This window comes from Paenibacillus sp. 01T424 (genome assembly GCF_056398745.1).
Genome location: NZ_JBFTPZ010000018.1, coordinates 101,692 through 123,107, shown reverse-complemented (window position 1 = coordinate 123,107; position 21,416 = coordinate 101,692). Strand labels below are relative to the sequence as shown.

Here is a 21,416-nt window from a genome sequence, read left to right as displayed (position 1 = left end):
ATGTATCGCCGTCGCCGGAGGATGAGAAAGCGATGAATTCTTACTCGCGATTTGTAGCCGGCAAAGTAGGCATGTTCCCAATGGGACCATGGGATCAACCGGGATTTTGGGATTTGCCGTTTGAATGGGATATTGCGGCATGGCCGGTGAATCCGGAGACAGGCAAAGCAGGGACGTGGGTTGGCTCAATGGGTTACTCGGTATCCAGCAAATCGAAGCATGCACAAGAAGCATTTAACTTAGCAGCATTCCTTGCACTGGATAAAGAAGGACAAAAGCAAAACTACGAGCTTGGGCAAGCGGTGCCAAACTTGATCGATATGGCAAAAGGCGAGTTTGTAGCTTATGACAAAGCACCAGCAAATCGTCAAGTATTCCTTGATATTATTGAAGATTACGGCCATCCGCCAATTGAGTTCGGTTCAAAGGATACAAAATGGATCGATACGATGTGGCAAGAGGCCGGCAAAGTATGGGATGGCAAGATGACTGCTGCAGACTGGGCGAAGGAATTGCAGCCGAAGCTTCAAGAGCTGTATGACAAGGGAAATAAGTAAACGAAAGTTTCGAATGATAAACATAAATAACGAATAGCTAGTGCGAGGATGTGTACGCATGAGGAAAAGTAAACCTAGTTATATCCGCAAAGAATATGCATGGGCCTACCTGTTTGTCGCGGCCCCAGTGCTTGGCTTTCTCATTTTTGGAGTCGCACCGCTTCTTTACTCCGCGTGGTTAAGCTTCACGTCTTGGGATTTGGTTACGCCGCCTGAGTTTGTAGGTTTTGATAACTATATCGAAGTTTTTCACGATGAGAAGGTGTACAAATCACTTTTTAACACAGTATTTATGATGCTGGGCATACCCATTGGCATGATTGTGGCACTCTTGCTTGCTATTATGATGAACCGTCCGCTCAAAGGAATCTCGTTTTTACGGACAATCTATTACTTGCCAGTCATTTCACCCATTATTGCGGTGTCGTTGTTATGGCAATGGATCTTGAATCAAGATTTTGGTTTGCTCAACCAAACGATGTGGAGTTGGTTCGGCATCGAAGGGCCTAACTGGTTAGGTGACGCAAATTGGATTAAGCCTTCCATGATTTTGATGGGAGTATGGGGCGGCGTTGGCGGTACGATGGTTCTTTATTTAGCCGGGCTGCAATCGATTTCGTCGTCCTATTACGAGGCAGCTGAAGTGGATGGCGCGAGTGCATTCCAGAAACTGCGGTTAATTACCATTCCACTGCTGACGAACATTCATTTTTTCGTTATTGTCATGGGCGTTATCGGCGCGTTCCAATCGTTTAGCCAAATTTACGTATTGGCAGGCGACGGAGGGCCGGAGTATAGTGCGGCAACCGTAGTATTTTATATTTTCGAAAATGCGTTCAAGTATTTTAATATGGGTTATGCCAGCTCAGTGGCTTGGGTTCTTGGCATTATTATTTTCATCGTTACACTCCTTCAGTTCCGTTTATCGAAAAAATGGGTGTACAACGATTAATCTTTTACCGTTACAGTTTGCGAGGGGAGTTTGATTTCAAATGCAACAGAAACGACTAACAAACCTTTGGGTGGCATTAATTCTATGTATCGGCTCTATTATTATGCTGGCGCCGTTCGTATGGACGATATCCACTTCATTAAAAGATCAACGCAACGTTTTTGAAATTCCGCCTAAATGGATTCCAGACCCGGCTACATTCAAAAACTATGTAACGGCTTGGAATGATTCTCCGTTGCTAAGCGGTTTTATGAATAGCATGATTATTGTCGTCTTTGTACTTGTCATTGGAATATTCGTTTCAACAATGGCGGCATATGCATTCGCTAAGATTGAATTTCCGTTTAAAGATGCTATTTTTCTATCCTTGCTTGGCACGATGATGATTCCTTTTTCCGTCGTTATGATTCCTCAGTTTATTGGCTTCTCGTCAATTAATTGGACGGATACGCTTTTACCGCTTATCGTACCCGGGTTATTTGGCAATATCGTCGTTATTTTCTTCCTGCGCCAATACTTGGCGGGAGGTTTGCCGAATGAGCTGGTGGAAGCAGCGAAGCTGGACGGCAGCGGTTTCTTCCGTACCTTCTGGACCATTGCACTGCCGGTTGCAAAACCTGCGATTGCAGCTCAAGCAGCGTTAAGCTTTATGGGCATTTGGAATGATTTTATGGGACCGCTTATTTATTTAAGCTCACCGCAGAAACAAACCATTCAAGTTCTTATTGCTTCTATGCAATCACAATATATGGGATCTTCTAACTATCCGGTAATCTTGGCAGCATCGATTATATCGATGGTTCCAGTCATTCTTGTATTCTTTTTCTGCCAACGCTACTTTATCGAGTCTATGGCGATTAGCGGCTTAAAAGGTTAGCGCATGAGATATTTTAACCTTACACAAATGAGGGCGACGAAGCTTGTCGCCTTCCTCGTTGTATGCATTGTAGTCATGTTAAGTGGCTGCAAGTCCACGCCAGAAGAAAAAGCAGTCGTACTGTTGAAGGAGGATGCTAAATTGTATACAAATTCGTTGAAGCTGGAGCAAGAGTGGGAGGATTACGGGATCGGTGATCCTTTCATCATGCGTTACAACGGTAGGTTTTATTTGTATTGCAGTACAAAGGACTTTCGTCCGGGCATTAAAGCTTGGAGCTCCGAAAATTTAGTGGATTGGAAATATGAAGGTCTAGTTACTGAAGATCTCATTACGACTGGGGCTTATGCACCTGAGGTTTTTTACTGGAATGGCAGCTTCTATTTATATACATCCCCGGCAGGCCAAGGGCATTATGTGCTGCAAAGCGACAGCCCAACGGGCCCTTTCGTCGTCAAAACCGAAAATCTCGGAAATTCTATCGATGGCTCTGTTTTTATTGACGATGACGGGAAATGGTATTTTACGAATGCAGGCACGCAAGGCATCGTTGCGCATGAAATGCCAGATCCATTAACGATTGATGTTGGCGTAACGACTAATGCATTTCTTGGACATTGGACAGAAGGTTCAATGATCTGGAAGAGAAATGGCCTTTACTATATGACGTATACGGGCAATCACGTATTTAGCAACGGTTATCGGGTGAACTACGCAGTATCCAAGGATGGGCCTTTCGGCGATTATACGATTCCTGCAAACAATCCGATCGTCATCAGCGTAAAGGATGAATTTAAAGGGCTTGGCCATAGTGCAACAGTGCTTGGGCCGGATATGGACTCTTATTATTTTACTTATCATAATCTGGTTGGACATTCTTCTGAAGGCCCGCCAGTACGTGAATTGAACATTGATCGACTTGCCTATAACGGTGATAAGCTGGTTGTTTTTGGTCCATCTCATGATCATATGCAGCCTGCGCCAGCAATGCCTTCATTATATAGCTGGCTCACTGACGGCATTTCTTCAGAACAATGGGATAAATCATCGTCCGCGGCTGAACAAAAGGTACTGAGTAAACTTTCGACGGAAGATGCCTTTATTGCGGAATATAACTTCCGATTGAATTTTTCGGACAGTGCAGTGGATAGCGGTACGATTGCAGCAGTATTCTCTTATGCAGATGAAGCTAATTATTCAGCAATTAAGCTGTGGCCAGGCAAACATGAGATTGGGTATGTAACGGTTCAAAATGGATCAGAGAAACAGCTTGCACAAGCACTGCTTCCTAGTGAATTTGATTACTCGAAGCTGCATACGATTCGTGTTGAGCAGCGTGATGACAGCGTTCTTGTCTTCTTCGATGGAATGAAAAAGATAGAGGAGCATACAGCTAAGCCGAGCGGCGGGAAAATTGGCTATATCGCCAATCAGTCGCAGCCAATTTATGAATATACAGCCTTTACGAATGAAGCAGGCGGCAGCAGTGATTTTGAGGCCTATAAGCCTGTGCCTGGGGCAATTGAGTCGGTTCATTATTTGAAGGAAGCTGATCGCGGCTTTCATTTGGAGCAGAAGTCATCCGAGACCAGTGATTTTAGGAAAGCAGACGGTGTACCGATTCGCAAGCTGGATGACGGCAGTTATTCCGTGAGCCTGCTGCAAGGCGGTGACTGGTTGAAATACAAGCTGAATGTGAAGGATCATGCGAAATACGGGATCGGCTTAACGCTTAAAAAGCCGGAGAAGGATGTTGTCTTGGAATGGTCAATTGACGGCGGCGAAGCCGTGAAGACGAAGATCAAAGCCGATGACCCAGCCTTTGTAGAAGGTACAGCGAAGGTTCGAATTGGAACAATCGAAATTGCGGCAGGTTTTCATGAGCTTAAGATAGAGCTGAAAGCTGGACCAGTGGAAATGCATTCCTTTGAGCTGTTTGCTATAGACCTGCTGGATAAGGAGCAGCCGTTCCATTCATTATCCTCTCAAACGGGAATGGGGCTGTTTGGACAATCGGAGGATGATTATAGCGGCAGCGGCATAGATGATGACATGTTGTTTGCGGGCAGTGACAATTGGGACAATTATGAGCTGACGTTTGATGTGCAGTTGAATGCAGAAACGGATATCGGAGGCGTTTTTGTTCGAGCTTCCAATGAATCCTACCATCCGGCTCAGGTTAGGGATGCAGTCATGGGCTATTACATCGGCATTTCTTCTTCGCAGCTAACTTTGAATCGGATGAACTATGATTCCAATTTAGTAGCTAGTGAAACCGCAGAATTGGAAACTGGTAAAGCCTATTCGTTCAGAGTTGTTGCAAAAGACGGGAACATACAATTATTTCTGGGGGATGGCTCAACTCCAGTTATTAATTATACGGACCCTTATCCATTTTTGCATGGCAAGGTAGGCATTCGGTCAGAACGTTCAACAATGTTGTTCAACCATTTAATGATAAATCCGCTAAAAAAATAATATATAAGCATAAGCAATAGGACTGGAGTGGGAACATGATGGATGCAATACGAAATGAATATCCAAGACCGCAATTTGAGCGATCATCCTGGTTAAACCTGAACGGGGAATGGGAATTTGAGTATGACGACTCAAACGCAGGTTGTGATAATAAATGGTTCGAGAGAAAACAGTTTGATCGCAAGATTCAGGTGCCATTTTGTTACCAAAGCGAGTTAAGCGGCATTAATGAAAAATCGTTTCACGATATCGTATGGTATCGTAAAAGTATTGAGGTTCCAACGGAGTATGCAGGGAAACGAATCATTCTCCATTTCGGTGCTGTTGATTATGAAGCAAAGGTATGGGTAAATGGACATTTAGTAGCAAGTCATGAGGGAGGCCACACCCCATTTCATGCGGATATTACTGCTGTGTTGAATGCAATAGGCCCCAATAGCATAGTCGTGCGTGCTCAAGATTATAGTAAAGACGTCACGCTGCCTAGAGGGAAGCAGTATTGGAAGGAGCAGTCAGAGCAAGTTTTCTACACGCGAACGACTGGGATTTGGCAAACGGTTTGGATGGAGGCTGTTAATCAAGCATATGTGAGCCGAGTGAGATTGACGCCGGATATCGATCATAATAAAATTCATATTCGCAGCTTTATTAAGGGAACGGAATTATATAATGGCTTGCGACTTAGCATTAAAATATCGTTTGAAGGTGAATTAATCGCTGAGGATGTTATTCGTGTTATGGAGCAGGAAGAGGAGGTCTCTATCAAGCTTCATGATTTTAATGATCATGGGCTTGGCCGCTGGTGGTCACCGGAGAAGCCAAACTTGTATGATGTTGAATTTATGCTGCTTGATGGAGAACGAGAATTGGATCATGTCAAAAGCTATTTCGGTATGAGAAAGATATCCATTGAGGATGGCGTTATTTGCTTAAACAATCGCCCTTATTATATGAAGCTAATTTTGGATCAAGGTTATTTTCCAGGTGGTGTGCTAACAGCTCCAAGCGATGAAATGCTCCGTACGGACGTCGAGCTGACCAAGCAAATGGGGTTCAATGGGGCGAGAAAACATCAAAAAATAGAAGACCCGCGTTATTTGTATTGGTGCGATAAGCTAGGACTGCTCGTTTGGGGCGAGATGGCCAATGCGTATCAATACTCCGAACAATACGTGACGCGTATCATGAATGAATGGCAAGAGGCTGTTCACCGTGATTACAATCATCCTTGTATCGTCGTGTGGGTTCCGCTTAATGAAAGCTGGGGAACGCCAAATATATTAATAGACAAAAGGCAGCAGCACCATGCCTCTACTCTTTATTATTTGACCAAATCTCTCGACGATACAAGACCTGTTATCTCAAATGACGGCTGGGAGCATGTGAAATCTGATATTTACACGGTTCATGATTACGAAAGCAATGAACAGATACTGGCAAGTAGATATGCAACGCCTGAAATGTCCGTCAAATGTGATCCTCAAGGCAGAAAAATACTTGTGCCTGGGTTCACTTATAATGGCGAGCCGGTGCAGTTATCGGAGTTCGGCGGTATTTCGTATATTAAGGATAATGAAGTAGGTTGGGGGTATTCTTCGGCTAGAGACGATCAGGACTTCTTGAACCGTTTAGTTGCCGTGATGCGTCCGATTATAGCAGCTGGCGGACTGCAAGGTTATTGTTATACGCAGTTAACGGATGTTGAGCAGGAGAAAAATGGCTTGCTGTCCTTCGAGCGTGAACCGAAGCTTCCTATTGAAACCTACCGAGAGTTAAACAAAGGAATGATCCCGGTTCTATAGGCGACATTCCAATGCTGCGAACTGCACTTAGCATAGCTAATGTACTTACCGAACATAATAGTCGAAACAAAGACTATGAACAGGTCAGGAGCATTGCGATATGTTTAAAGAAGCAGTATCTATAGTTGATCAGAAGATAAAAGTGATTGAAAGCGATCACGGCAGTATTTATTTAGTCGGTCCCATTCAACTTCCGGTGAAGCTTGATGAAGGCGAGGCAATTTTTCAATGGTATTGTTGGCTGCTCTGCAAAGAGCAGCTTGACGATGCGGAGCAAATCATCAAGAAGCTTTCGTCGATTAATTTAGCAGAAATGCAGCAATCAAGCGTGCTGGTGTATGGCGATTTCGAACAGGCAGATGAGGCGTGGATTCGAATGCACAGCATTTGTCATACGGGCGATATTTTTGGCAGCAAACGTTGTGATTGCGGTTATCAGCTGCATGAATCAATGCACATGATTGTGGAAAAGGGTACAGGCGCATTGTTTTATTTGGCCAATCATGAAGGAAGAGGAATCGGTTTGTTTAGCAAAGCGATGGCTTATTTACTGCAAGAGAAGGGTTATGACACCGTAGAGGCGAATGAGGAGCTTGGCTTTGTGGATGACGCTCGCAGTTATAGTGATGCGATACTCGTATTGAAAGCACTTCGTGAGAAACCAGTGTCGCTCATTACGAATAATCCGAAGAAGCTGGATGCAATGCAGGCGGCGGGACTTGATGTGAAAAATCGTATTCCGCTTTGGGGAGATCGATCGGAGCATAATGAGAGGTATCTCGCGACAAAAGTGAATCGTTCGGGTCATTTTGCAGCAAGCGGTTGTCCTAATGAATAATTAAAGGTTAAAAAATTGGATAGGGCTGCCCAGGTAGCACATAAATGCGCTAGCCGGACAGCCCTTGTTTGTATCATATATTTAACCGGACCTCTTCTTCTTATAAGAAAGGCCGTACTGGGTCCCCTTGTTAACAGCAAACAGCATGTGTACCAAGTTGTCTTAAACTCGCATCCTAAAACAACGAAAGCCCTACCTCTCTTCCGTCCTCGCGGCTCCGATGACCGCGCCAGTGTGAATCAGAAATACATCACGTAACAGGTTTGGAATTAACAGCAAAGAAATCAAAATCTGAGGAAATCATTGAATCTTACTGGGGATGTTATGGGGTTAAATATTATACATTCCCATTATCATACTACATATTATATTTAAATGCAACAACAAATTACAGCGAATGACTTTTTCCTTTCTGGATACTCTAGAAATGGAAGGGGGAAGTAAAATGCCAAGTTGGATTGAAATTGTACTGCGAACGTTAGCGGCCATCACTATTTTATTTGCGCTTACGAAGGTTTTGGGAAAACGCCAAATTTCTCAGCTGTCGCTGTTCGAGTACATAACAGGTATATCTATCGGTAATATTGCCGCATATATCTCGCTTGATCTCGACAATTTATGGTTTTTGGGACTGGTATCATTAGCGGTTTGGGTTAGTGTGTCGGTCGGAATGGAATTTTTGACCATAAAAAGCAAGAAGGCTCGTGACTTTATTGACGGAAAAGGTACTGTGCTAATTAAAGATGGCCAGCTGCTCAAAGAAAGCTTGCACAAGGAACGGTTGACCTTGGATGAGATGCTCGAGCAATTGCGCAAAAAGGATGTATACCGTGTAGCCGACGTGGAGTTTGCTGTTATGGAATCAAGCGGTGAAGTCAATGTGCTGTTGAAGAAAGCCTATCAGCCTTTAACGCCGGATACGCTTGGCTGGCAGGTGCCGAATGAGCGAGAGGCAATGACCGTATTGATGGACGGGGAAATACAGGATGAAGTGCTCACAAACTTAGGCCATGACCGACAATGGCTGCTGCAGGAGCTGGAAAAGCGAAATGTGAAGGAATCAGAAGTGTTTTTTGCCCAAATTGACAGCAATGGCGAGCTGCTTATCGATACCGGCGAAGAGAGCAAGCAGCCGCAAAATAGTCAACAATCCAAACCCAAGGATCGTGTCATTATGTTGATTGAGCAGTTTGAGGCGGAGTTGATTCGACTTGAACGCTTGTCTCGTAATGAAAGCGATCGACGCGTTTATCAGACTGCAATTGATCGCTTTCAAGCAAGCACAAAGTCACTGCCTGATCAGCTGTTGAAGCATTAGCCTATGTCCATCTAGCCGACCAAAGCTTCATTTCTTTTAAAATATGATGCAAGTCCTCGCCCTTAGGTGTCAGTGTGTATTCGACGGTAACAGGCACGGTTGGAAAAACCTTGCGTTCAAGCACGCCCTTATCCTCGAGATGACGGAGCGTGCTTGTTAATGCACGAGGACTAACCGCCGGAATAAGCCTCTGTATTTCTCCGAATCTTTTGGTGCCGCAAAACAGTTCTCTCAGCACTAAAAAAGCCCATTTACCGCCGATCACATCTAATGTCTTCTCAATATTGCATTCGATATGGAGCGGTTCCTTCGGAATGTAATTATGTGCACTCATCGACAATTCCCCTCTCTGCTATATGCTACCAATAGTATAGTATGTATATTAAAGATAATAAAGTGAAAAAACATTCACTACTTTAATAATAGAACGTTGTACTATAGACTACAGATGAAGAGCGGAGTAAATCGATTAAGAGGGGTGTTTTGGGATGAAGTATAGAAGACTTGGCAACAGCGGTTTAAAAGTAAGTGAAATTGGACTTGGAAGCTGGCTCACCTACGGCACGGCAACAGAAGCGGAAACCGCTAAGGAATGTATACATAAAGCTTATGAGGCTGGCATTAATTTTTTTGATACTGCTAACGCTTACAATAATGGGGAAGCCGAAAAAGTAATGGGAGATGCCTTAAAAGGGTATACACGCAGCAGTTATGTTCTCGCAACAAAGCTGTTTTTCCCAATGGGCTCAGGACCAAATGATCGCGGTCTTTCTAGAAAACATATCGTCGAGCAATGTGATGCAAGCTTGAAGCGTTTGGGTACTGATTATATAGATCTTTATCAATGCCACCGCTTTGATTCGGAAACGCCGGTTGAGGAAACTTTGCGGGCACTCGATGATTTGATGGCACAAGGGAAGGTGCTTTATGCAGGGGTCAGCGAGTGGACAGCTGCACAAATTACGGATGCTGCAGCGATAGGGAAACGTCTTAACCTCCGGAAGCTTATTTCGAATCAACCGATTTACAATATGTTTGAGCGGTATATTGAACGGGGCGTTATCGAAGCTTGTGAGCAAGAAGGCATGGGGCAGGTTGTTTTCTCACCGCTTGCACAAGGGATTTTAACAGGTAAGTACAAGCCAGGCCAAGCCGTGCCGGCAGGCAGTCGTGCTGCAAATGATAAGACAAATGGCATCATTAACAGTTATTTGCGAGAAGATGTACTGCAGGTTGCAGAGAAGCTGGAGCAGCTGGCTGCAACGATTGGAGCATCATTGTCACAATTTGCATTAGCATGGGTGCTTCGCCAGCCGAATGTGAGCTCAGCTATTATCGGTTCGAGCCGACCGGCTCAAATCGAAGAAAACATAAAGTCAGTAGACATTGAACTGTCAGATGAGCTGCTATCACAAACTGAAGCAATCTTGGCAGAAATCAGCGGCTTTGCTCCGATGCGTTAAAAAGCAAAATGATAGAAATAACAAAAAGGCTCTTCGAGAGAAGTGCCTTTTTGCTATATATATAATAGAAGCGATTTTTTTTTAATGATTCATTTGGGTCTCGGAGGGGCTATAGGTGCCCGGTTGTGTAATAGGAGGGGGCATATCCTTTCCACCGGCAAAATGATATTTCACTACGGTATTGAATTTATCGATATGTGGCATTAAGGATCGTCCGCCCCATGCTTCCTTGGCAAAATCGTTGAAGTAATTTACGAACTCCATATTGGCTGAAATATGAACTTCTTGTACAGCTGGAGCCAGCTCGCGAACTCTAAGAGCGACAGTCTGCTTAAGTTCATCCGACAAATCATTAACATCGTTGACTGAGAAATAGGAGTTGTACGGTGATACAAGGATCTTGCTGTTGCCATACGGACTGCCTGTATCATGGTTATATACGCCATCACTAGTACCTGTATTGTCTTGCTCGCTTTTGCCGCCTGAATTCCGAGTACCAACTGCGGTCCAATCAAGCATTAAACCGACATAAGCATTTTTGTCTGTCAGCATAACGATTGCGGAAGCTATGCCGTTTAGATCAGTTACTTTGCGTGAGATGACGGAGCTGTATTCAAAAAATGAATTATTATGCTGGTCAGCATTGTTCGTAGTCGGCCCATAAGCTCTGCCGCCGAGCATCTTCGGATCGTTAGCTTGACGGCTTCCATAATCGGTGTCGCTTTGCTGAGCATACTGTTTGTAGGCACAGCCGGCTGAAGTTGTTATCATGACTGCCGACAACAGCAATGCGGCAATTCGTTTAACCATAAAGAACGGACCCCCATTCATACGATAATGACTTTAGTTTTTGCCGTGGCTCCGTAATTATACGTTTTTGCAAGCATACATAATTGACCATGGGTTTGGTGCACAATGTAGGATAGAGAGAATGCCATGCAGACGGGCTAAACAAGACAGTTTATCATGCGAAAAAACGCAGTAATGATGCGAATTTGACAGCTTTGAGAACAATTTGTGAACTCTCTGTGGAACATTGACAAATAGGGGCTTCAACTTTATATTTAATAAAGTGATTTAAGTTGCAGGAGTTGTAATAACATCTGTGAAACACGCAGCCAGCCGTATGCCACGTGAAAATTAGGCAGCTGCGAAAACGTCAAAAGTGGGGTTGATTAATGATGAAACGGTGGCGATTTGTAAAACGGCTTGCGCCGCTTATGGCCATGATGGTGCTAGTACTAGCGGCTTGCGGGCGGAGCGATTTGTCGACGCTGAATCCTCAGGGACCTGTAGCGGAAGAACAATTCGGGCTGATGAAGCTGGCAATAGGAATCATGTTGATCGTGATTGTTGCCGTATTTGCGATTTCTTTGTTTGTAATTATTCGTTTCCGCAGACGTCCGGGAGACAAAACAATTCCTAAGCAGGTGGAAGGAAATCATAAGCTTGAGATTATTTGGACAGTAATTCCAATCATCATGCTTATCATTTTGGGTGTACCAACCGTTCAATCCGTATTTAATCTTGCTAAAGACTACAGCAAAGATCCGGAAGCGGTTCAGGTCATCGTTACTTCACACCAATACTGGTGGGAGTTTGAATACCCAGCTTACGGAATCAAGACAGCACAAGAGCTTATTATTCCAAAAGGTAAAACGATCTCCATCACAGCGAAATCCGCAGATGTGCTTCACTCATTCTGGATTCCATCGCTTGCTGGGAAAATCGATACCAACCCTGGTGCAAACGTAAATAAAATGTACTTCTCTGCACCAAAAGAAGGCGTTTACCTGGGTAAATGTGCTGAGCTTTGCGGACCTTCACATGGTTTGATGGACTTTAAAGTTAAATCAGTGGACGAGTCGTCATTTGATCGTTGGGTAGCTGCACTTAAAGAACCTGTAGCGCTTCCAAGCGATCCGGCAATTGCTAAAGCATTTGAAAGCAAATGTCTATCTTGCCACGCAGTGGGTGATTTGGGCGGACCTGCTTATCCTAACTTGACAGGTATCGGAAGCCGTGAGACTGTCGGGGGTATACTTGTTAACACCGATGATCCGCAATATTCCAATGAAGGTTCAGTATACGACAACTTGCACCGTTGGATCAAAAACCCGGACGAAGTTAAACCGGGCAACCAAATGGGTAAAATCGAAGATTTGACTGAACAAGAGATTGAAGGTATTGCTAAATACTTATCTGAATTGAAGCTTAACTACGAACAATAATTTATCGGTGATTGAAGGAGGTACCTACTTTGGCTCATGCGCATACGCATAAGGTCAAACGTTACAGCGGTCTAATGGACTGGCTGACTACGGTTGACCATAAAAAAATCGGAATATTGTATATGATTGCCGGCGGTTTTTTCTTCCTTGTCGGTGGTTTGGAAGCGATTTTGATTCGGGTTCAATTGTGGAAGCCGCTAAATAACTTTGTTAGCGCGGATACATATAATGAGCTTTTAACCATGCACGGAACGACGATGATCTTCCTTGCAGCGATGCCGCTTTTATTCGCCTTAATGAATGCGGTTATACCGCTTCAAATCGGCGCGCGCGACGTAGCTTTCCCTTTCGTTAACTCATTAGGCTTCTGGACATTCTTGTTCGGCGGTATTTTGCTTAACGTGAGCTGGTTTACTGGCGGCGCTCCAGATGCAGGCTGGACATCATATGCACCGCTCGCGGGGACGACCTATAACGGCGATCACGGCGTTGACTATTATGTACTAGGTTTGCAAATAGCGGGTATCGGAACACTTATCGGGGGTATTAACTTCCTCGTAACGATTATTAACATGCGTGCTCCAGGCATGACGTTCATGCGTATGCCGATGTTCACATGGGCAGCGTTCATTACTTCGGCGCTAATCCTGTTCGCATTCCCTGCTTTGGCAGTTGGTCTAGCGGCACTCATGTTCGACAGATTGTTTGATGCAAATTTCTTTGATCCTTCAGGCGGCGGTAACGCGGTCCTATGGGAGCATATTTTCTGGATATTCGGGCATCCTGAGGTTTATATCCTCATCTTGCCGGCCTTCGGCGTTATTTCCGAGGTAATAAGTACATTCTCACGTAAGCGTTTGTTCGGTTACAGCTCGATGGTATTCGCTACAATCCTGATCGGCTTCTTGGGCTTCATGGTTTGGGCGCATCACATGTTCACGGTTGGTCTAGGACCAGTTGCGAATGCGCTGTTCTCCATTGCAACGATGCTTATCGCGGTTCCAACAGGTATCAAAATTTTCAACTGGCTATTTACGATGTGGGGCGGTTCCATTAAATTCACGACAGCTAACTTGTTCGCTGTCGGATTTATACCAACCTTCGTAATGGGCGGCGTTACCGGCGTCATGCTGGCAGCAGCACCTGCTGACTTCCAATATCATGATTCTTATTTTGTCGTAGCGCATTTCCACTATGTTATCGTAGGTGGTTTGGTACTGGGTATTTTCTCAGGCCTTCACTACTGGTGGCCAAAAATGTTCGGACGCATGCTGAATGAAACACTTGGTAAATTGACGTTCTGGACATTCTTTATTGGCTTCCACTTAACATTCTTTATTCAACATTTCCTTGGCTTGCTAGGTATGCCTCGTCGTATTTGGACATATCTCGACGGTCTTGGTTTCAACGAAATGAACATGATCAGTACAGTAGGCGCATTCTTGATGGGCTTTGGTACAATTTTCTTCTTGCTGAACGTTGTTATCACAGCTTTCAAACCACAAAATGCACCAGCTGATCCATGGGAAGACGGTCGTACTCTAGAGTGGACGATTCCATCTCCACCTCCTGAATACAACTTTGCTCAAACACCGCTTGTACGCGGCTATGATGCATACTGGAAAGAAAAAACGGACGGTCACAAAGGCATGACGCCTGCGGAGCCAATTGGTCCAATTCATATGCCTTCTCCTTCGATCCTGCCTTTCTTCATGGGATTTGGATTGTTTATCGCAGGTTTAGGTTTCATGTACGCTAAAGATTGGGGCAACTTGTTTGGATCATTCAAATCAGGTTATGCTCTCGGTATTGTTGGTTTGCTGATCTTGTTCGGTTGCATGTTCCTTCGTTCCGTAATCGATGATCACGGCTTCCACATTGAAGAAGAAGAAATCCTTAGAGATATGGGGGGTAAAGCATGAGTGCGCATTCGCATGTAGAGGGGCAATTGCCTCATGAGCCCGAAAAGGCGACCCTCGAGGGACGCAATAAAGTATTAGGCTTTTGGCTTTTCCTTGGCGGAGAAACTGTATTGTTCGGAACGTTGTTCTCAGCGTTCCTAGCACTACGGAATCAAGTCCTTGATGGACCGCCAGCACATGAATTGTTCCAGCTTCCACTCGTTGCGCTTGCGACAGCACTTTTGCTTACGTCAAGCTTAACAAGCGTGTTCGCTGTTCATGCGCTGCATACAAACAGAGTGAAGGCGTTAATTAATTGGCTGATTATTACGGTCATACTTGGCGCAGGTTTCCTTGCTCTTGAAATTTATGAGTTCTATCATTATGTACATGAAGGCCACGGCTTTACAACGAGCGCATTCAGCTCCTCGTTCTATACGCTGGTAGGTTTCCACGGAGCACACGTTGCTTTCGGTATTACATGGATCACATTGATTATTATTCAATTAGCAAGAAAAGGATTGACTGTAGTAACAGCACCTAAGGTATATGTAGCTGGTATGTACTGGCACTTTATCGATGTTGTATGGGTATTCATTTTCACCGTCGTTTACTTGATGGGAAAGGTGGTTTAATCCATGGCAAGCAATCATACAGCCACTGAGGAAAGCCCCAAGCGTCATAAGGTCGAAGGACCTAAGAAGCATATTATCGCGTTTATTTTCTCGATCTTGCTTACGTTCATCGCATTCGCGACTGTAATAAGCGGAGAAATCAACAAAGATTTTATCTACATCATTTTGATCGGCTTAGCGGTATTGCAAGTGTTCGTACAAATGGCATTCTGGATGCACATGAAAGACCGTGGTCATACTTTCGCAATTATTGGGATTTTGACTGGTGTATTCATCGTCTTCACATGTGTCATTATGGCTGAATACTGGGCTTGGTGGTAACCGATTTAACTATTGGAGGAGAGGAGGGTCCCGAGGCTTGGGTCCCTCCTCTTTTGTAAAAAAGCTAGCGTAATTGAAAGGAGTTTCCACGATGCTTGGCTTACAATATTTTCGCTTCGAGGAATTGTGGACCCCCATGTTTCTATTCGGAATGGCCGCAATTGTCATTCTATATTACTACTTAATTGGACCATGGCGTGAGAAGAATGCTCCTGAGGCTGATGCAGCGACAAAGCTTCAGAAGTTTATGTTTGTTTCGGCTGCAATTATGTTTTATATGGTTCACGGAGGACCTTTAAATCTATTAGGTCACCTTATGTTTACATTTCATATGGTCAATATGTCAGTATCTTATTTAGTTGTACCGCCGCTAGTATTGCTTGGAGTTCCAAGCTTCTTATGGCGAAAAATGTTCTCCGCTCCGTTTTGGAAAAAACTGAGCTTCATGATGCATCCTATTATTTGTCTTTTGTTGTTTAATATTTTGTTCTCGGTTTATCATGTCCCAATTGTCCATGACTATGTGATGACGCACTTCTCTGTGCATCGTCTTTATTATTTTATTTTGCTTGTAACGTCGTTTATGATGTGGTGGCAGATTGCCTCACCTGTTCCGGAGTGGAGCAGACTTAGCGATGTGAAGAGAATGGCTTATGTGTTTGCGAACGGCATGCTTCTGACACCAGCTTGTGCTTTAATTATTTTTGCCAAAACGTCTATGTATGCGATTTATAGCGATCCTAATGTTTGGGTTACAGCGATGGGGTACTGTGTATCGGGTGATCCGAGTCGTTTGCTGGAGAGCTTTAGCGGTCCGCAATTTTTTAATATTATGGACGTAGTTGAAGACCAGCAGCTTGGCGGAATCGTCATGAAGTTCGTGCAGGAAATTATGTATGGCATTATATTGGCGTATATATTCAAGCAATGGTTCAAGCGTGAGCATAAGGACGATGAATTGCCGAATACGAATACAGGAACAGCTTAATACCAATTATTTAACGAACATTAGGTGGGGTAAAAGTGGACAAATATAATATTGTACCGACAATCAGTACTTTCTTCATCGTGCTTAGTGCGGTGCTGGTAGCCGTAGGCTGGAGGCTCGCGATTAAGCGCAGGCTGGCGGAGCATCAGAAGGTTATGTTCTATGCAGCAGTGTCAGCAACGATCTTCTTTATCGTATATGTATCGCGTTCGATTTTCGTGGGAAATACAATCTGGGGCGGCCCAGACAGCTTAAAGCCTTACTATTTTGTCTTCTTATTGTTTCATATCGTGCTTGCTACAGTTGGCGGCGCATTCGGAATTACAACACTAACGCTTGGTTATAAGAAGAAATTTGCCAAACATCGCAAATGGGGTAAAGTAACTTCAGTGGTTTGGTTTATTACAGCTATTACAGGCACAGCGGTGTACGTATTGCTTTACCTTATGTACCCAGGCGGCCATACGAAACCCGTTATTGATGCTATTTTCGGATAGAACGACAATGTGTAAGCCATGTTTTCAAAAGAGACTACTCTTTTGAGAACATGGCTTTTTTTATGTTTATGCAGAAGTGATTGGCTTGTAAATAGGGGGATTGCCATTGTGCAGGAGTATTTACCGTAGAAGGGAATTCTCCTCCAAAAATCTTTTTATGGAAGTACTTGACAACTGTGTATACACTGAATATACTGTGTATAAGGATATATACAGTATATTCGCTAAGCGATTGAAGGGAGCAAATGCTGTGGGGTTATGGAAGGGTGCATGGTATTTAGCGAAGCATGAGCTGGCTAAAGATCGTTGGAAAAGTCTTTTTACATTATTTTTTATCGGATATCTATTGTTATTCACCGTTCCTTTAATGCGGGATGGCTTCATAGGGGAAAATGGCCCATTCGGAAACTGGTCACTCGATTTCATTTACCTTTCGATTCTGCCTGTTCTAGGGTTCATTGCTAATAAGACAATGATGCGTTCCTGGAAAGAGAATTCCTATACGAGGAAGATCGCACAATGGAGAACGCTGCCGATTTCATCGAAACAAATTGCACTAGGGAGAATCATTCAGCTGGCTATCGTATTGTTTGCTGCTCAACTTGTTTTCTTCTTATTGCAATTTATCATTGCACGGAATATGGGCGTTGATATTTCAGCCTTAAGCTTCGTGTTATATGGAGCAAGCTGGTTTGGCTATTCACTGACAATGGGGACTGGTTATGTATACTGGGAGTTGGGGCATTCAGGAAAAACATATTTTTTCTTCAACATCACTTATCTCGCTTTTCTGCTTATCTTTTCAATCAGTCTAGCCTTTCTGGATATTGGAAATATTGTTTCAAGTTCGCTGCATGCAATCGAGAACGGCAGTTGGTGGCTGCCAATCATAACCGTAACTATTGGTGTTGCTGCTGTGTTCCTCGGCGTTAAACGAATTGAAAATCGGCTGGAGAAAAGAACCTACAGAGCATAGATATTTGAGAATGGAAGAAGGTGAACCTCATGCGGCTGCCGATCCAAATTAATGAACAAAGTGCAGAGCCGCTTTATCATCAGATCGAAGTACAATTGCGAGCATTAATCGTCAGCGGTCAACTTTCGGAAGGGATGCTGCTGCCATCGATACGCGAGCTTGCCCAAACCGTTAAGTGCAGCGTGATTACAGTAAAAAGAGTATATAACGATTTGGAAGCGGAAGGGCTGCTCCGAACAAGGCAAGGAACTGGCACTTATGTGGCACAGGTTGGTGATCAGGAACGTGACCGGCATCGTCTTGCTTCTGTTATTGAAGCGCTAGAGCTGGCAGTTGTAGCCGGCAAGCGGGTTCAGTGCACAGAGGAAGAGCTGCAGAAGATGTTTAAAGAAGCGATGAGTAAGCATTTTGATTAAAGGATGGGACATATGATGAATGAGACGATGGCGATACAATTAAACGGCGTTGTGCAAAATCGTGCGAGCTTCAAACTAGGGCCGGTCCATATGAGTATTCCACAGGGTTACATCACTGCCATTGTTGGGCCGAACGGATGCGGTAAGAGCTCCACCTTTCGCTTAATGCTTGATCTGGATAAAGCGGATGAGGGCACCATTCAGCTGCTTGGAGAGCAAGTGGAGAATGGTCTCAGCACAGAGGTTAAAAAACGAATTGGTTACCTGCATGATCAATCCTCCTCGCATGAGGACAACATGAAGGGGACGGAGAAAGCTGAGTTTCATCGTTTCTGGTATGACAAATGGGATGTGAATCGTTATCGGGAGCTGCTTCGCATTCTTGAGGTCGATGATAATCAGCTGCTAGGCAAAATGTCGAAGGGGATGCGCCGCAAATTTGAATTTGCACTAGCCCTAACACATAATCCGGAGCTGCTCCTGCTCGACGAGCCTTCCTCAGGGCTTGATCCGCTTGCATGGAAAACGATGATTGAGGTGCTTCATCGGTACATGGATCGAGGAGATCGTACCATTCTTATGACCTCCCATATCATAGAAGAGGTGAAACGACTTGCTGATTTTATCATATTTATGGCTCAAGGCAGAGTGCTTGGCATGTACGAGAAGGATGAGCTATTCAGCAGTTGGTTTACGTTATTTGTAAGTGGAGCGGATCTGACTCCGAAGAAAGCAGCGTTAATCCCAGGTCAAACCGTTGTTGAGCATGCAGGTGGAACGACCTATCGAATTGCGACAAATCAGGCTGCAGAAGCTGAAGMATGGTGTGCTGAGGAAGGCTATCAGATTGTAAGCAGGCAGGCACTTGAGCTGGATGAGATTATGAATGCTTTGCTTACACAAGATAGATTAAATACAAGAATGAACTAGTAGAGGGGAGTAATGAAATGAATCCATTAATAGTAGAAAAGGTAGTTAAGCAATACGGGGATAAAACAGCAGTAAACGAAATTAGCTTGGAGGTAAGCGAGGGCGAGATTTACGGCCTGCTCGGGGCCAACGGCGCCGGCAAAACAACGACGATGCGGATGGTGCTCGGCTTGATCTATCCGGACGAAGGGCGGATTCTCTACAACGGAAAGCCTTACAGCAATGAGCAACTTAGCCTGCTCGGGTATTTGCCGGAGGAGCGCGGGCTGTATCCGAAGGTGAAGGTCAGCGATCAGATCATCTATCTGTCGCAGCTCAGAGGAATGTCGAAAGCGGATGCCGACCGCAACCTTAAGCAGTGGCTGGAGAGGTTCGAGGTGCCGGAATATTACAACAAGAAGGTCGAAGAGCTGTCGAAGGGGAACCAGCAGAAGATTCAATTCATCGCGGCTGTCAACCACAAACCACGCATCGTCGTCATGGACGAAGCGTTCAGCGGACTTGACCCCGTCAACGTCGAATTGTTGAAGTCGACGGTGAAGGAGCTGCGCGACTCCGGCTCGAGCATCCTGTTCTCGACGCACCGGATGGAGCATGTCGAGGAGCTGTGCCGCAACATTACGATTTTGCATCGATCGAACACGGTCTTGAAGGGCAGCTTGAAGGAAATAAAAAAACAATTTCCGAGAGAACGTGTCATCCTTGGCACTGACAAAGAAATTAGCGGACTCGATCGGCTGGCTGGCGTAACCGGCGTCACACGCACGGAGCGCGGCTACGACATTGCGATCTCCTACGAAGCGGCGGGTGCTGACATTCTGCGTTTGGCGATGGAGCAGGCGAACGTGAATCATTTCGAAATTAAGGAACCGACGCTAAATGAAATCTTTATCCGAATGGTGGGTGATCGTCATGAATAGTTTCTGGACGGTAGTAGGGTTTACGATCCGGAATAAGGTCAAAGGCAAAGCTTTCGTAATTACTACGTTGATTATCGCGTTAATTATCAGCATCGGCATTAATCTTCCTTATATCATTGCACAGTTTGATAAAGGCGACAAAGTAACAAATATCGGCTATATCCAGTCGCAGAGCGAACAAGCGGCGAGCGGCACGGCAACAGGCGACAGCTTGAAGGCGTACTACGAGAAACAAGAAAATTCGAACATCGTGATGGTTCCTCTTGAGGACAAAGGCGATGCCTCGGCAAACGAGAAGCAGCTGAAAAAAGCTATCGATGAAGGGGAAATCAAAGGCTACCTTGAGTTCGGCGATATGACGGACAGCGGTTTCCCGGAAATGACTTACAAGTCCGAGAAGCTGATGGAATTCGGCATGACGGAATCAATACAGGGAGCGCTTTTGCAAATTCGCCAAACGAACGTGCTCCAAGATGCAGGCCTTTCGGCAGAGCAAATGGCGCAGCTATCGGCTCCGATCAAGATCGGCACCGTTCAGATTTATACCGGCGAGGGTTCGGGCAGCGGCAACACGGGCAGAACACCGGCGGAGCAAGGCGTCAACATGGGCGTCATCTATGTCATGATTATCTTCCTGTTCATGGCAATCATGACCTCCGGCAACATGATCGCGTCGGAGATTACGGCGGAGAAAAGCTCGCGCGTCATGGAAATCCTCATTACGAGCGTATCGCCGCTGAAGCAAATGTTCGGCAAAATATTCGGCATGTTCGTCGTCGTCATTGTGCAGGTCACATTCTACTTAGCCGTCATTCTGACGAACATATCCATGCCGCATAACAAAGGGGCATTAGGCAATCTCGACATCGACTTGTCGCTCGTTGATCCGATTCTGCTCATCTACGCGCTGCTGTTCTTCCTGACGGGCTTCTTCCTGTTCGCGACGCTGTATGCGGCGGTCGGTTCGATCGTAAGCCGGACGGAAGACCTGGGTCAAGCGGTCATGCCGCTGACATTCGTCTCTCTGGCGGGCTTCTACATCGCAATCTTTAGCATAAGCGCGCCGGACAGCATGCTCGTGAAGGTGACGTCGTACATTCCGGTCTTCTCGCCATTCGTCATGCTGCTCCGCCTTGGGCTGACGGAAGTGCCGATGTGGCAGACGCTTCTCTCTTTCGGCATCTTGCTCGTCTCGATCTACGCGGCGGTCTACATCTCCGCTAAGATCTACCGCACCGGCGTACTCATGTACGGCAAACGCCCTAGCTTGAAAGAAATCCGCAAGGCTATGAAGGCGTATAAGATTTAGGAGTAGT

Annotated in this window: 21 protein-coding genes; 19 read left to right on the top strand and 2 right to left on the bottom strand. The window is 45.0% G+C overall.

The window, feature by feature from the left end; translation table 11 throughout:
- From AC1DPK_RS15715 to AC1DPK_RS15685, 7 genes are all read left to right on the top strand, one after another.
- On the top strand, positions 1-557 hold a 557-nt coding region (locus tag AC1DPK_RS15715), incomplete at its 5' end, for an extracellular solute-binding protein (RefSeq protein WP_477510907.1).
- A gap of 58 nt (positions 558-615) precedes the next feature.
- The gene (locus tag AC1DPK_RS15710; protein ID WP_076267158.1) at positions 616-1,509 is read left to right on the top strand and encodes a carbohydrate ABC transporter permease; all 894 of its coding nucleotides are present in this window, start codon (positions 616-618) and stop codon (positions 1,507-1,509) included.
- 40 nt (positions 1,510-1,549) lie between these two features.
- Positions 1,550-2,386, top strand: a complete 837-nt coding sequence (locus AC1DPK_RS15705) for a carbohydrate ABC transporter permease (protein ID WP_441882653.1) — start codon at positions 1,550-1,552, stop codon at positions 2,384-2,386.
- 3 nt (positions 2,387-2,389) lie between these two features.
- Entirely contained in the window at positions 2,390-4,864 is a 2,475-nt protein-coding gene (locus AC1DPK_RS15700; protein ID WP_477510906.1) for a family 43 glycosylhydrolase, read from the top strand.
- A gap of 38 nt (positions 4,865-4,902) precedes the next feature.
- Positions 4,903-6,666 (top strand): glycoside hydrolase family 2 protein, encoded by a 1,764-nt coding sequence (locus AC1DPK_RS15695; protein WP_441882649.1) that lies wholly within the window; start codon positions 4,903-4,905, stop codon positions 6,664-6,666.
- A 100-nt stretch (positions 6,667-6,766) separates the two neighbouring features.
- Positions 6,767-7,504: a GTP cyclohydrolase II gene (locus AC1DPK_RS15690; RefSeq protein ID WP_477510905.1), complete on the top strand. Its 738-nt coding sequence runs from the start codon at positions 6,767-6,769 to the stop codon at positions 7,502-7,504.
- A gap of 445 nt (positions 7,505-7,949) precedes the next feature.
- Entirely contained in the window at positions 7,950-8,822 is an 873-nt protein-coding gene (locus AC1DPK_RS15685; RefSeq protein ID WP_477510904.1) for a DUF421 domain-containing protein, read from the top strand.
- A gap of 1 nt (position 8,823) precedes the next feature.
- On the opposite strand, the gene AC1DPK_RS15680 is transcribed toward AC1DPK_RS15685, so the two are convergent.
- Positions 8,824-9,156 (bottom strand): winged helix-turn-helix transcriptional regulator, encoded by a 333-nt coding sequence (locus AC1DPK_RS15680; protein ID WP_076267153.1) that lies wholly within the window; start codon positions 9,154-9,156, stop codon positions 8,824-8,826.
- Between the two features lie 154 nt (positions 9,157-9,310).
- Between AC1DPK_RS15680 and AC1DPK_RS15675 the strand changes: the two genes are divergently transcribed.
- Complete coding sequence (locus AC1DPK_RS15675; RefSeq protein WP_477510903.1) at positions 9,311-10,285, top strand: aldo/keto reductase family protein; 975 nt, start codon at positions 9,311-9,313, stop codon at positions 10,283-10,285.
- 81 nt (positions 10,286-10,366) lie between these two features.
- Here AC1DPK_RS15675 and AC1DPK_RS15670 read toward each other — a convergent pair whose 3' ends face one another.
- Positions 10,367-11,095 carry a YhcN/YlaJ family sporulation lipoprotein gene (locus AC1DPK_RS15670; protein ID WP_477510902.1) on the bottom strand — a complete coding sequence of 243 codons (729 nt, stop codon included), beginning with the start codon at positions 11,093-11,095 and terminating at the stop codon, positions 10,367-10,369.
- A 368-nt stretch (positions 11,096-11,463) separates the two neighbouring features.
- Between AC1DPK_RS15670 and coxB the strand changes: the two genes are divergently transcribed.
- The 11 genes from coxB to AC1DPK_RS15615 all read left to right on the top strand — a co-directional run bounded on the left by coxB (position 11,464) and on the right by AC1DPK_RS15615 (position 21,409).
- The gene (gene coxB, locus AC1DPK_RS15665) at positions 11,464-12,516 is read left to right on the top strand and encodes a cytochrome c oxidase subunit II (protein WP_076267151.1); all 1,053 of its coding nucleotides are present in this window, start codon (positions 11,464-11,466) and stop codon (positions 12,514-12,516) included.
- Between the two features lie 74 nt (positions 12,517-12,590).
- Positions 12,591-14,438: a cytochrome c oxidase subunit I gene (gene ctaD / locus AC1DPK_RS15660; RefSeq protein WP_076267396.1), complete on the top strand. Its 1,848-nt coding sequence runs from the start codon at positions 12,591-12,593 to the stop codon at positions 14,436-14,438.
- Positions 14,435-15,052 (top strand): cytochrome (ubi)quinol oxidase subunit III, encoded by a 618-nt coding sequence (locus AC1DPK_RS15655; protein ID WP_054023103.1) that lies wholly within the window; start codon positions 14,435-14,437, stop codon positions 15,050-15,052. The genes ctaD and AC1DPK_RS15655 overlap by 4 nt, the downstream gene beginning before the upstream one ends.
- A gap of 3 nt (positions 15,053-15,055) precedes the next feature.
- Positions 15,056-15,373, top strand: coding sequence for a cytochrome C oxidase subunit IV family protein (locus tag AC1DPK_RS15650; RefSeq protein ID WP_076267149.1), 318 nt, complete (start codon positions 15,056-15,058; stop codon positions 15,371-15,373).
- A gap of 91 nt (positions 15,374-15,464) precedes the next feature.
- Entirely contained in the window at positions 15,465-16,361 is an 897-nt protein-coding gene (gene ctaG, locus AC1DPK_RS15645; RefSeq protein WP_441882640.1) for a cytochrome c oxidase assembly factor CtaG, read from the top strand.
- Between the two features lie 35 nt (positions 16,362-16,396).
- On the top strand, positions 16,397-16,858 hold the full coding sequence (locus tag AC1DPK_RS15640) for a DUF420 domain-containing protein (protein ID WP_339204859.1): 462 nt from the start codon (positions 16,397-16,399) through the stop codon (positions 16,856-16,858).
- A gap of 250 nt (positions 16,859-17,108) precedes the next feature.
- Positions 17,109-17,834, top strand: a complete 726-nt coding sequence (locus AC1DPK_RS15635; RefSeq protein ID WP_441882638.1) for a hypothetical protein — start codon at positions 17,109-17,111, stop codon at positions 17,832-17,834.
- Between the two features lie 29 nt (positions 17,835-17,863).
- A complete protein-coding gene (locus AC1DPK_RS15630; protein WP_441882636.1) occupies positions 17,864-18,250 on the top strand; it encodes a GntR family transcriptional regulator in 387 nt (128 codons plus the stop codon).
- 12 nt (positions 18,251-18,262) lie between these two features.
- Positions 18,263-19,180 carry an ABC transporter ATP-binding protein gene (locus AC1DPK_RS15625; protein WP_477510901.1) on the top strand — a complete coding sequence of 306 codons (918 nt, stop codon included), beginning with the start codon at positions 18,263-18,265 and terminating at the stop codon, positions 19,178-19,180.
- Positions 19,181-19,197: 17 nt separating this feature from the next.
- Positions 19,198-20,100 (top strand): ABC transporter ATP-binding protein, encoded by a 903-nt coding sequence (locus tag AC1DPK_RS15620; RefSeq protein ID WP_076267143.1) that lies wholly within the window; start codon positions 19,198-19,200, stop codon positions 20,098-20,100.
- On the top strand, positions 20,060-21,409 hold the full coding sequence (locus AC1DPK_RS15615; RefSeq protein WP_441882632.1) for an ABC transporter permease: 1,350 nt from the start codon (positions 20,060-20,062) through the stop codon (positions 21,407-21,409). Before AC1DPK_RS15620 ends, AC1DPK_RS15615 begins: the two co-directional genes overlap by 41 nt.
- Positions 21,410-21,416: the final 7 nt, after the last annotated feature.